The sequence below is a fragment of the Bradyrhizobium sp. 159 genome, assembly GCF_023073795.1.
In the GTDB taxonomy this organism is placed as follows: domain Bacteria; phylum Pseudomonadota; class Alphaproteobacteria; order Rhizobiales; family Xanthobacteraceae; genus Bradyrhizobium.
Genome location: NZ_JADPKE010000081.1, coordinates 17,265 through 30,163 on the forward strand (window position 1 = coordinate 17,265; position 12,899 = coordinate 30,163).

The following is a 12,899-nucleotide window of genomic DNA, read 5'->3' on the forward strand; positions in this document are numbered from 1 at the left end:
CGCAGTAGGAGTAAGCACCGCATCAGCGTCGAGGTTCTCGATCATCCTCGGCCGCGACGCACTGTCATAGCCTCTTGCGCGCGCAATCCTCCAACCCGATATCCCCTCTCCTCGTAGAAACGGCGTACCCGTTGTAAAGCTGGATAGCCATCCGGGGGCAACGCAACCTCAATCATCTGCCAGCCTCGGCGCTTCGCCTCCGAATGTACCGCCTCGAGCAGATGCCGACCGTGGTCAGAGCTTCGGAAGTCGCGAGAAATCCATAGCTCCTGAAGCACACCGTACGCTCCGGCTGCTCTCACGGCCTGTACGGCCGAGGTGGCAGCGACCCCTACAATCTGCCGGGTGGCTTGTTCCTCGACGACAAAAATGAAGCCTCTTCGGGATCCTGAATCAGGCGCAAAGCAGCCTGCTTCGCGCCTTCAAGGCTGAACTCTGGTCCGGGGCCACCTAATTCAGAAAGTAGCTTTTCGACGGCTTCTGCGATCGCGTTCTCATCTCCTGGCACGCTTTGCGCAAAGCCGTGCCCCCGTGGGGCAGGCCTTGCGCTTCAGCGACAACACGAACACCCGTCAGTTAGTCCCTCCAGTCCCTCTTGAGGATATCCATGCTTCAGAAGGATACAGAAAACGCAACTGAGAGCAACTATCAAGCTCGATAGGGAATAGGACGTCCGCACTCGCTATCAGCAACAGAGGTGAGGTAAGTGCAAGCTGTTGCCGTTCTCAGAATCGACTGCGGCTTGACCTGCTGCGAACTCATGATGGACTTCCTTCGATTGGAAAGGAAGTCCACGAGACGGCACATTCGCGCGTGGGCAGGCGGGCCATGAAGATCAAACATTTCGTAAGAGTGATTTCCGATCATCACTCACGCGCGACTCGATTCAGTAGATCTTGCGGCATGGTAATTGCCGTGCCATAGGGCGCATCAGCTCGGCGCGTCCGAAGGTGAGATTCCCCACACTCGTGTGCGTCACTCGTACAAAGTTGCGCGAGGCGGGAGAGGTATCATACGCGTGCGCCCGACAAAATCGTCTGAACAACATCGCGAAAGATTTTGCACGCTAATGCACTATCTTAAGCTTACCTCGAAGAATCGAAAGATAATGGCAAGCACAGCTTGTTTACCTTCCCTCCTCGTTTAAGGGACCGTCACGGAACGGGAGTGGTTGCAATGGAGCATGGGCAGGCCGAACTAGTCGGAGGAAAACCTGTAATCTTCGGACAGCGTAAGGTGCGGCCGCGAGCGTGCGTGGCCGTCGGCAAGCGGCATCTGCGCGCCTTTCTTCGGGATGTGCTGGAGGATATGGGGTTTGTTATCAGCGAATGCGGGACTGCTGACGAGCTGTCGCACGTACTCGGCACGGACTTCCCTGATCTGATCCTGCTCGGCATTGGCTCGGATCGCATCGAGCCTGGACGATTGCTCGAGATACTCGTACGCGAAGGATTTGCAGGCGGAGTGCTGGCGTTCGGCGCCCGCGAGTCGATCATCATGACGGCAGTGCAGCAGGTCGGGGGCGAATATGGACTTGATATGCTGCCGCCGCTGAGGACGCCGTTTGCAGCCGAGACGCTGCGCGATCGGGTCGCCATGCTCTTGCCCAGAGAGCCGGCGCCCCGTCCCGCGGTCCATGTCGGGGAAGCCTTACACGCTGGCTGGCTTGAGCTCTGGTATGAGCCGAAGTTTGACGCGTGTACCCTCAGCCGCCGCGGCGCCGAGGCGCTTGTGCGAATGCGGCACCCGACCTGAGGCGTTGTTCCACCGGCCTATTTCATCGCGGAGGCTCACGATCCGCATTTTAGGGAGTTGTCGCAGTTCGTGATCGACCGCGCGATCAAGGATTGGCAGTATCTTCTGGAGCAGCAAACTTCGATCGATCTCTCCATCAATCTCCCGGCAGCATTCCTGATTGACCCGCAAGCGGTACGCGATCTCTGTCAGCGCATGCCGTCGCACCCCGCTTTCGGCGGCTTGACGATTGAAATCGATAGCGAGGAAGCGATCCAGAACCTAGATCTCCTGATTGAGGTCGCGCGTGAGGTTCGCTTTCACAACATTGGCCTTGCAATCGACAATGTCGGCGCCAATTGGCCGCAGCTGATGGGGATGGAAAAATTCCCGTTCATGAAATTAAAAGTGGACCGGCAGTACGTCGCCGGTTGCGGAAATGGACCCCTGAAGCGAACGGTGTGCCGCCATATCGTCGATCTAGCCAAAGAGTACAGCGTGCGCACCGTCGCCGCAGGTGTGGAGAGCCACGCCGACCTGATCGCTGTGACCGAACTCGGCTTCGACCTTGCGCAGGGCCATCTGTTCGGAAAGGCCATGCCGCTGAAGCAATTTGCACAGTCATCTTTCAGCCCTGTTCCACTTCGTCCAAAATAGTTGCATGAGGAGTGGCTGAGCAGAGCCAGGCAAAGCGTACCAGCGCTCGCCCGCGCCGCCATGCCTACTCGGCACCAGGCATGCGGCTGACTGCAATTAAAGCGGAGTTAACGTTGCAGCCGTGAGCGAGGCTTGCACAAAACCTCCAGTCAGGGTGTGTGACCGGAGGTTTGCCGAGATCCGGCGTAGACGTGCGTCGGCTCGCGGCTTTTAGTCGCGCCGCCGGTTTCGGAATCGTCGAGCGTCGCTTGGCCCCGCGCTGCCATGCCAGACAAACGACGGAAGCTCCCAGCGGTCGAGTCGCCACTGGCTCTCGGAGTAGGGCCTGAGGGCTCGCATAGCTTGAAATTGAGTGGCCCGTTGCTGTCGCAGATGTAGCATGGTCTCAGACCCGGGACAGCACCTTGGGGCAAATTGCCCATCATTTAGCGCGTCTGTCCTTGGCACGGCATTTGAAAGGGATCGCCAATGGCATCGCTCGCCTAAGGAGTCGGAAGGCATGGCTTACAAGATCGTCGCTTCGCAATGCACCGTTTGTGGGGCATGTGAGTTCGAGTGTCCCAACGCGGCGATCAGCCTCAAGCGCGACATTTACGTTATCGATGTCAAAAAGTGCACGGAGTGCGAGGGCCATTCCGACACGCCGCAATGTGCGGTGGTCTGTCCGGTGCCTGACACCTGTGTCCCGTCTAAGACAGCATAAGCAGCCCGCGTCCAGAAGGCTTCACCGCTCGATTTCGCTAACGAAGTAGTAGATGTCGCGCTTGTGGAGGCCGCCGACCGCGTGGGGCGGATCGAGGTCGATCAACATCGTTATGACCTTAAGGCGCCGATCGACTCCGAGAAGCCCTCGAAGGGCTCTGCAGGATATCTAAAGCGACGTCACTTCGAAGCCGAAGAGACGGTCTCGATGCGACGAGATCGGTCCGGAGATCCTGAAGACGTGCGAGAAGCTCGGCATCCGCTTGGCCGTGGTCACCATGCACGCGTGCATGAGCCTAGGGTCATAGCAGGATCCCCGCCGCCCGCGCTCTCGCCGCTTACTCCAGTTTCGCAAGTCAGCGTGCATCCTGAGGTCCGGAACTGTTCCTGCGATGTCGCGCAGGCCAACGTCCAGGCTGCACTACTCGCCAGCGGCGACGGAAACAACGAAGGCGCGCCAAAGTCGCTCAGCACGTAAGTGCTTGGCGCACCGAGGAGATCATCTTGACCAACGCCACGGAGGCGATCGAGCTCGCGGCTCGTCGCGGGGTCCGCCGAACACAGGCAGTCCGACCTGATCATCCGTGCGATCCTGGAGCAATCCCGGCCTTGGCAACCCTAAGGAGCCTCATGGCGCTGTGTTCAAGCGGATGTCGGCCGAGCATGATCGCAACTTCCTCACGGGCGAGTTCGAGAAGCTGCTGACGGAAAAGACCAGGCTTGTCGCGATCACGCAGATGTCGAAGCGCCCAGCGCGTTCGTTCTGCTCGCGTTAGCTCACGACTACGCCAAGAGGGTGTTGAGCGGACGCATTCATAAGCGGAGGCTTCACAGATCCACGCGTTTTTACCAGGCCGGGAGTAAGACCGTTGTGCCCTAACTGGTACAGCTGGCAATCGCTTGGGCAATATCGCGGCAACACTTAGTAGGTTGACGGATCGATCCTCGTGCGTCTAATGCCAGCCGTCGTGGTCTTCGGATTTCGTTTGATCCGGAGCTAAGAGGGAAGCCGGTGCAATGCCGGCGCTGCCCCCGCAACTGTAAGCGGCGAGCCGCTGTCCAACGAAGTCACTGAAGCCATGCGGCTTCGGGAAGGCCGGACAGCAGCGACGACCCGCGAGCCAGGAGACCTGCCTCGACAATATATCGTCCACGGGCGGGGTGTCCCGGTGTGCGCCAAGCAGCTGTCGCTCACGCGATATTCGCTGCATGCGTCCGCCATGGCCTTTGCCCCAATTATGGGGTCTGATCTATGTCTATTCTTTCGCTTCCCGTTGCCACATTGGGGACGTCACGCATCGGCCCACGACGCGAACTCAAGTTCGCGCTCGAGAGCTACTGGGCGGGAAACTCCAGCGAAGCCGAGCTCCTCGAGGCGGGGAGTGGACTTCGTGCCGCTAATTGGGCACGGCAGAAATCCTGCGGTGTGACGGTCATTCCTTCGAATGACTTCTCGCTCTACGATCAGGTGCTCGATACCAGCGTAATGGTCGGAGCCATTCCCGACGTCTACGGCTGGACCGAAGGTGCTGTGTCGCTCAAGACCTACTTCGCCATGGCACGTGGCGCTCAGGACGGTGATCACACTCAGCATGGGCCAGGCGTAGCCGCACAGGAAATGACGAAGTGGTTCGATACCAACTACCACTACATGGTGCCGGAATTTCACCAGGATCAGATCTTTAAGTATTCCTCTCGAAAGCCGATCGAGGAATATGAGGAGGCAAAAAGCCTCGGCTACCAAACGCGCCCCGTCCTAGTTGGCCCAGTCACTTTCCTGAAGCTCGGCAAAAGCGCAAATCCCGCATTCAATCCGCTGTCGCTGCTTGATAGGCTCCTCCCAGTCTATGTCGATGTGCTCCGCGAACTAGCCTCGTGCGGTGCTGAATGGGTTCAGCTCGACGAGCCATGCCTGGTGATGGACATCGACGAAGCGTCGCGGGCGGCTGTCCGCCGGGCCTATGCTCATTTCGCAAAGGTTGTGCCGGCCCTTAAAATCATGCTGGCCACTTATTTCGGCGCTATCGGCGACAATCTTGAAACAGCCCTTGCCTTGCCCGTTGCCGGGCTTCATGTCGATCTGGTTCGGGCACCCGACCAGTTGGACGCAATTGTCGCCACAGCCCGCAGAGATCTCGTGGTCTCGCTAGGCGTGGTTGATGGTCGCAACGTCTGGCGCTCCAATCTTGCGGCGCTGCTCGACCAACTTGCCCCTTTGGTCAAAAAGCTGGGCAGGGACCGTGTTCAGATTGCTCCTTCCTGCTCGCTGCTTCATGTTCCGATCGACATTGAGCTAGAGACCGATCTCGATCCCAATCTGAAGACGTGGCTGGCGTTCTCAGTTCAGAAGTTCAAGGAACTTTCGATATTGGGCAAAGCGCTGGCCGGCCATGCTGCCGAGGTGGCCGATGAACTTGCGCTTTCCGAGGACGCAGCCGTGACCCGCGAAACATCGCCCGAGATCCACAATGCGAATGTCGCCGGACGAATGGCCGCGATCGACGATAGCATGCGTCGCCGTCGCAATGCGTTCACCCAGCGTGCCGACGTCCAGCGGGTCGCGTTCGCATTGCCGATGTTTCCAACGACAACCATCGGGTCCTTCCCGCAAACGGTCGACGTCCGGAATGCGCGTGCGGCTCATGCGCGGGGAGCGCTGAATGACGCGCAGTACGAGCAGCTTCTGAAAGCGGAGACAGCCCGTACCGTGCAGTGGCAGGAAGATATCGGCCTGGACGTGCTCGTACACGGTGAGTTCGAGCGCAATGACATGGTTCAATACTTTGCCGAGCAGCTGTTGGGATTCGCTTTCACCAAGCACGGCTGGGTTCAGTCTTATGGGTCGCGGTACGTTCGTCCGCCTATCCTGTTCGGAGATGTCTCCCGGCCGAAGCCGATGACCGTTGAATGGTGGCGCTTCGCGCAGTCTCTGACTAAGAAACCCGTCAAGGCTATGCTGACCGGACCGGTGACGATCCTGAACTGGTCGTTTGTCCGCGACGACATCTCGCGGAGCGAGACATGCCGTCAGATCGCTCTTGCGATCCGAGATGAGGTGATCGATCTTGAGGCGGCTGGAGCGACCATGATCCAGATCGACGAGGCTGCGTTGCGCGAGGGATTGCCGCTACGCAAATCGCAGTGGAGGAACTATCTCGATTGGGCAGTGGACAGCTTCCGCGTTTGCTCGTCCTCTGTCGCCGACGGAACTCAGATCCATACCCACATGTGCTATTCCGAGTTCAACGAAATCATCGATGCGATCGCAGCAATGGATGCTGACGTCATTTCAATCGAGACGTCCCGTTCTAAGATGGAATTGCTCGAGGCCTTCAAGAGCTACAAATATCCCAATGAGATCGGGCCCGGCGTCTATGACATTCATTCACCGCGCATTCCCGCAGCGGCGGAAATCAAGCAGCTGATTGTGTTGGCGCGGCAGCGAGTTTCCGATCGGCAGCTCTGGATCAATCCCGACTGCGGACTGAAAACTCGAAGCTGGGAGGAGGTGCGTCCCGCGCTCGTCAATATGGTGGCCGCCGCACGCGAGTTGCGGGCTGAGCCATGATGGTGCGGAGCGTTTCGCCAACGCGTTTGTGAATAAGATGCACGCGCTTTGGGGGCTTACGATGTCCTTGCGAGCTCCCAAAGTTCCCAGTGCCTGGGAATGCCGGCCGGCGCCGGCGGAGGCCGTCGCATACAGCCGGCGACAAGCTCGGTTCTCGATCCGACGGCGGACAGCATGCCGGCGATGCCCGATCAGGTCACATATTCCGAACATTATCGCCCGACGCGAAGCACAGCGCTATTTTTCATTTATCCATCGCGTGTGCGTCCCATCACAACAATCTATTTTACGGTCCTTACGGAACGTCATACGAAATTCACGCCCTGGCACGCCCTTCGGGAGAGGTAATCGAGCGTTGTTGGTTTTGGGGACGTGCCAAATGCTGCTGCGCGACGGCAAACTGCCGCTTGTGTTCAGGGCACGGCAGCCAAACCGGATGCGCGCAGGATCCCAGCTCGATCAAGGCACTGCCGTCCCAACCGGACAGCGGGCGAGTGGTGGAAAGTCGTGAAGTTTCCGACAGGGGCGGAAGGCAAACGGCTCCAGATTTCACGCGGAGTGATATCCGTTCCTCCTTGTTTGACGGCGAATGCCCTCGCCGAAAATCGATCGCCGGTAAGTCCTCCCTACCGGCGAAAGCTGGTGCGATGCGCAAAGCAGCGTCCTTCCTGCGTGACTTTCGCCCGGCCTCCGGAGGAGGCCGGTTTTTTTGGTGCGCCAGGCATGGCGCGGACCGCCGTGACTGGCGCGTTCGGCCGGAGTGCTGTCCGTTCGATGACTTGGAGGTCAGAGTCCTTCCTGGGCATCATCAACTTCTTGATGTGCAGCAATTCAAAGAAGTTATGCTCTTTCAGAGTGTTGCGCTGGCTCCGACTGTGTAACAATGGGGTGTAACATTGCTGTTCAGGGTTGTTCGGCCGATGCGCCGGACGGGTCTCGCTTTCCTGCGGGCATTCAGCTGGCTATTCCGCTCGGTGATGATTTCGTTTTTGTGACGCCTAGCGAGAGCGCAGGCCGTTCGATTTCCCCTCCGCACCCCGGACAGAGCCCCCCGAAGCGAAGTCGCGCATGGAGTCGCCGTGGCCAATCTAGAGGGTGTTTGGCAGGCCGTCCGCGATGACGCTCCCATGCATCCGACCCACCGCCAAGCGACAGCCTTAGCAGGCGAACTCTAGCGTCTGGGCGGACAGCGAGAGCCGCGCCCGGAGTGTCGCCATGGTTCACGCGCCCGGTGTCGGCTGGACGCCGGACACTGAGAGTCACGACGAGCAGGAAGCTCACTGGACGGCCGTAACGGAGATGTGGGAGAGGGCCGGCCAAACAATTAGAGAAGCTGCTCGGGCCCATCGTGGACCGCCTCTTGCTGACCAAGGGCATCCGCGGCGTGGACAGCGAATCGCGCGCTCTCTTGCTCACCGCCTTTTGATGGCGCTGAGGGACGCGTTCGCAAGCCGGCACCGCAACGCTGGCGGAGACTATTCGTCCGACCCCAAGGCCGGCCTTTGGCGCCCGTGGAAGCGACCACGGACACGTGCCAAGCGCTTGATGCAACGTGGGCTCGATCCGGGGTGGGCATGGCGGTCGACCTTCAACGGCCGCGGCCCATGGTGGAATGCCGGGGCCAGCCACATGAACGATGCTTATCGCACCGCCTTCTTCGTGCACCTCTCTGCTGTTCCTCATTGGACTGCACCGCCATGTCAATCGTGCTTGACGAACCGCCGTATACGGGTCCGTACGTACGGTGGTGTGGGAGGGGGAGGCCGCGAGGCTTCCTCCTACCCGATCGCTTGGTTATGAGTGACACCACGGGATCATTCATTTTAACGTCATTGCGGGACGCCGGGTTCTTGCGCCGCATCTGTTCTCATTCGGCAAGACATGAGGCCGGTGCTGTTAATCCTACCTGTCTATTGAAGGCTTTGGCGTCGTGTTCGTACGGGTGGGTAGTATTGGATACTCGATCTTAGGTAGCCGCCCGGTAAGCGAATTCAGAAACGCCACAATGTCGTTTTCTTCCCCGTCGCTAAGCTTGGCGCCGAGCTGGATTTCACTCATCAGGGCAACAGCTTGCTTCAGGCTCCAAACCTGGCCCGAATGGAAGTAAGGGGCTCGCAAAGCAACGTTCCGCAACGGCGCCGCGCGGAAGACATATTCGTCGCCGACCGCCTTGGTGACCGCGAATCGGCCCTTATCGGCTTGCGGAAGCAGGGTTGCGTCCGGCTTCTTCATCACGCCGAACTGGAAGTAGGCCTGTCCACCGACATTGATTCCATTGTGGCAAGAGGAGCATCCCTTTTCCATAAACAGCGCCAACCCTGACTTCTGCTGATCATCGAGAGCATGTGTATTGCCCTCCAAATACTGATCGAACGGGGCCGCAGGTGTGATGAGGGTGGCTTCAAAAGCCTCGATTGCCTTCGCAAAGTTTTCAAAGCTGACCGGGCTCGCCTCGTTCGGGAAAGCATTTTTGAACAAGACGACATAACTGGCCATTGAGTTCAAAGTGTCGAGCACATGATCCGGAGTCGCATTCATTTCGGCACTCGCCTGCACAGGGCCAGTTGCTTGCGCCTTGAGGTCCGCGGCGCGTCCGTCCCAGAATTGCGCCGCATTGAACACCGCGTTGTAGACGGTTGGGGCCCGACGTAGGCCGACCTTCCAGCCGTGACCGACTGAGGTCGGACCGGCATCGACTCCGCCGCTGCCGAGATTGTGGCACGTATTGCAGCTAATGATCTCGCTTGCCGATAGCCGCGGATCGAAGAACAGAATCTTGCCAAGCTCGACCTTTTCATGCGTGACTGGATTGTCCTTTACCGCAGGAATGACTGAGGGGATCGGATGGAAGATCTGCCTGGCGGTTCTCATCAGATCATCGTCGGCGCTAGCTCCTGACGACATCAGCAGCCCAATCGCCAAAACAGATGCTTCAGCGACAAGCCGAAGCTCCCGGATCGATTTGTTCATACACCCGCCTCATCAGTTCTGATTGAATCAAGGAAACAGTCGAAAGCGATGCCACACTCTGTTCCCTCAACGGGCCGGCGCAGCATGCACCGGATCCTGTGAAGCGAGGCTGCATCAAATGTTCGATTTCGAGGTGCTCGCTGCCGGCGTTCGCCCAAGAGGCTTTAAGCCGTTATTTGATTCGCGAGTTCGCTTTGAGCTTAGATCACGACCTTGGTAGATCAGACTAGCGCCTCAACCTTCGGAATGATGGCCGATCTGACAACAACAAGCGTGCCGAAAAAGGATAAGTGGCCGCATCGGTTCTCCATTGAGCGATTGGGTGGCCAATACGCTCCAGCGAAGTTGATCTATCCGTGTTGCACCGCTGGTCGCGCTCAGCGCTCACGGTGCCGCTGGACAATAGCAACCCCCATGCCAGTTGCATCTGCATGCAAGCTGCTGATTTAGTTACAAAACGAATCCGGGCTACCGAACAACGTCGGATGTCTTGTTTTGATGAATACATACAGTGTCACAGATGTGACAAGCGCCAGTCCCGGCTAGACATCATCGCACAGAAAGCTTTGTGATGAGATCCAATCGCCAGGCTTGCCGGCCACACGTGGGACGGCGGTACAAAGATCTACGCTGGCCTACGGCGAGACACTGAGCCGAGGCGCCCGGCGGTGCGCATCGCTCACGATTTCGCCTCGCCTTGCCAACTGAAGGCTCTCCGACCTCATATCCGGGCCGGCTCTTTGCGTGCCGCCGCCGAAATCCCTCGTTTGTAACAGACGAGCCCCGAAGCCTGAACATGGCTTGTCTGGGTTCGCTGGCATGGCAGTTGCCGGTGTCAAAACTGTTACCCAGAGTATGACGGTACGACCGTCCGATTTACCCGGATACTCCCATTCGACACCAGCTTAAGTGCCGGCCTGACGCCTGATCGGGCCGCGTGTGGGTTGGGATAAGAACCATTTCGACCCCCTCACGGCCGGGTGGCAGCTTTTGAAATCCTGCGCGCTGATCGCAAAAATCGCTGAACTTCTGCAGAAGCAATGGTCACTTCGTGCTCTTGCGTGAAAGACTTCGGTACAAGGGGACATGTTGGTAGGAGATCTTTACATCATGTCCGCAGATGGCCACGTCGTGAGATCTCATCGGCGTCTTACCGAGGGAACGACGTGATTGACCAGTTGTCCATGGCTGGTTCAAGTTAGATATGGTGTCCGTGATGGCTTCAATTGACGATCGATTGAATGAGATCCGAAACGTGCGGAATGACATTTGGCGCTGTCGAAGAAGGCTTAAAAGCGAGCTAAGTGATCTCGAGCGTAAGGTTCTCGAAGATCGCCTGCTTGAGCGGCAATCTGCCTTTGAACGGCTCCTAACGACCACGTTTCCTTTTACATTGACAGTGTCAAGCAAAATTCGGGACCTGCCGCGGGTCATTGGCGCGCAAAATGGCGTCGGCTCATAGAACGCATGCGCCTGCGTCAGAAACGTAGGCTCCGTCGCCGCGGACCGCCGCGCCCATCATGGCCGCCGCCGAACTGAAATGCGCCGGTCCTCGGCCTTGGTTCACCGATGTGCTGGCCTGCGGCGCACCGTGAGCGTCGATAATGAAACCGTTCGGGCCGCCCATCCAGGACCACGGCTGGGGGGACACCGATTGCGCCGTTTTCTGCGAAACCGCGGTCACCATGAGTAGCTTTCATCCGACAGAGCGATCCAAGAAGCTTGAATCGGCCGTAGCGTCAGATTGTACAGAGCAGGCGAACGATACTCCAGACTAGGTGTAGCCGAATGAGAAGAGCCGTTATCGCTTTTGCATTATGTTCCGCTCTCGAGCTGCTCGGGCTAAGCGCGAGCGCGGTTGCGGACACAAGGCGGTACGCGTGCACGATCACTGCCGCCGATAAGGAGCCGGCCGGAGTTCGGAACGAGCGGGTCATTCTCACGGTTCAATATGGCTGCCGGATCGCGGATGGTCTCTCGAGTGACGCGGGGATTACAGCAGTGTCGGTCAGCGAGTGGGCTGCTGATAAAGGAACGTACCTAGCGTCCCTGGAATTGCACCGCGCGCTGGAGGGAGTTGCAATTGGGCAACTCTCCGAGGCGACCGGCTTCTCTAGCATGGAAGGCGAGCAAGGCATTGCGGTCGCAACTTCCGGCACGACAGTATTCAAGTTCGCATCTGGCTCATTGGCAGCCCTTTCAGGGAAGACCCTTAAATTCACCACCAAACTTACTGGCCTACGTAGCTTCGAATTGAAGTTCACAGATTGGCCAGAATCTCTTTTTTGGAAGTGACTCGACGATGAGCAGCCGAGCCGCTCCGTAGATCTCGCACCCATCATGCTCGCTTCAGACCCCCGCCGTCCACCCGGTGGGGTTTGTTTTGTCCCATGCCGTTGGCCAAAGGCTGGAAAGCGTCAATTTCGCGCCGCGAAGCAGATAAAGTGGGCTATCCACAGGCCCTATTTGCCAAACGGAGAATATGCGAAGCTTCACTGACGGGCGATGAACGCTCAGCGCGAATTTGAGGGCAGAGCTTTAAGCGCAGCAAGCGCGACCCGTTGATGAGGCCTCGATCCGCGATCTCCATCAGGGGCAGCGGCCATGGCATCGGTCGCACTAACAGGCCGTATACATGAACGCACCCGACCGTTTTCCAAAATGTTGTCTAAATCCCTCGCATCCGCGGGGCCGTCTATACATGAAGCTCTCGATGAAGGCGTTCTGCATGGGTTTGCTTGCCAGGCGCGATGTAGTGCCATGCGACATGGCTCTGGTCGGCCCCATGCGAAAATGGCGTTGCTGGTGAGTTCGCTGCCGTTGTCGCTGACCACCATCTTAGGCTTGCCACGCTCGATCATCAGTCTGTCCAGCTCCCGCACCACGCGGACGCCGGAGAGCGAAGTGTCGGCCACCAGCGCCAGGCACTCGCGGGTACAGTCATCGACCACGGTCAAGATGCGGAAGCGCCGGCCGTCGGTGAGCTGATCGGAGACGAAGTCGAGTGACCAGCGGTCGTTCGGTGCCATCGGCACCGTCATCGGCGCCCGGGTCCCGATCGCCCGCTTGCGGCCGCCACGGCGACGCACCGCCAGCTTCTCTTCCCGGTAGAGCCGGAACAGCTTCTTGTCGTCTAATCGCTGTCAATTGCCCTGGGTGCCGGACCTTGTCGTCTTCGAGGTCGGAAGAATGTGCCGCCTCATCATGGCCCTCGCCAGTGGATCTCCCCATGTGATTCCCGCGGTCTGAAGCCGCCCAAGAAGTTACG

At 58.6% G+C, this 12,899-nt stretch carries 6 protein-coding genes, 2 pseudogenes and 1 riboswitch; of the genes and pseudogenes, 5 read left to right on the plus strand and 3 right to left on the minus strand.

Features of this window, described 5'->3' with window-relative positions; translation table 11 throughout:
- Positions 1 to 41: 41 nt before the first annotated feature.
- Complete coding sequence (locus IVA96_RS21635; protein WP_346347908.1) at positions 42 to 371, minus strand: GNAT family N-acetyltransferase; 330 nt, start codon at positions 369 to 371, stop codon at positions 42 to 44.
- An 805-nt stretch (positions 372 to 1,176) separates the two neighbouring features.
- On the opposite strand from IVA96_RS21635, the pseudogene IVA96_RS21640 reads away from it, so the two are divergent.
- The 4 genes and pseudogenes from IVA96_RS21640 (at position 1,177) to metE (ending at position 6,661) form a co-directional block, all read left to right on the plus strand.
- Positions 1,177 to 2,391, plus strand: a pseudogene (locus tag IVA96_RS21640) (EAL domain-containing response regulator).
- A 499-nt stretch (positions 2,392 to 2,890) separates the two neighbouring features.
- Positions 2,891 to 3,094 carry a 4Fe-4S binding protein gene (locus IVA96_RS21645; RefSeq protein ID WP_247419161.1) on the plus strand — a complete coding sequence of 68 codons (204 nt, stop codon included), beginning with the start codon at positions 2,891 to 2,893 and terminating at the stop codon, positions 3,092 to 3,094.
- Positions 3,095 to 3,731: 637 nt separating this feature from the next.
- Positions 3,732 to 3,869 (plus strand): hypothetical protein, encoded by a 138-nt coding sequence (locus IVA96_RS21650; protein WP_247419163.1) that lies wholly within the window; start codon positions 3,732 to 3,734, stop codon positions 3,867 to 3,869.
- Positions 3,870 to 4,045: 176 nt separating this feature from the next.
- Positions 4,046 to 4,246, plus strand: a riboswitch (cobalamin riboswitch).
- A gap of 99 nt (positions 4,247 to 4,345) precedes the next feature.
- Positions 4,346 to 6,661 carry a 5-methyltetrahydropteroyltriglutamate--homocysteine S-methyltransferase gene (gene metE / locus IVA96_RS21655; RefSeq protein ID WP_247419165.1) on the plus strand — a complete coding sequence of 772 codons (2,316 nt, stop codon included), beginning with the start codon at positions 4,346 to 4,348 and terminating at the stop codon, positions 6,659 to 6,661.
- Between the two features lie 1,902 nt (positions 6,662 to 8,563).
- Here metE and IVA96_RS21660 read toward each other — a convergent pair.
- On the minus strand, positions 8,564 to 9,631 hold the full coding sequence (locus IVA96_RS21660) for a cytochrome-c peroxidase (RefSeq protein WP_247419167.1): 1,068 nt from the start codon (positions 9,629 to 9,631) through the stop codon (positions 8,564 to 8,566).
- A 2,001-nt stretch (positions 9,632 to 11,632) separates the two neighbouring features.
- Here IVA96_RS21660 and IVA96_RS21665 point away from each other — a divergent pair.
- Positions 11,633 to 11,926 (plus strand): hypothetical protein, encoded by a 294-nt coding sequence (locus IVA96_RS21665; protein WP_247419168.1) that lies wholly within the window; start codon positions 11,633 to 11,635, stop codon positions 11,924 to 11,926.
- A gap of 408 nt (positions 11,927 to 12,334) precedes the next feature.
- Here the strand turns inward: IVA96_RS21665 and IVA96_RS21670 are convergent.
- A pseudogene (locus IVA96_RS21670) lies at positions 12,335 to 12,768 on the minus strand (DDE-type integrase/transposase/recombinase); the annotation flags it as partial.
- Positions 12,769 to 12,899 lie beyond the last annotated feature (131 nt).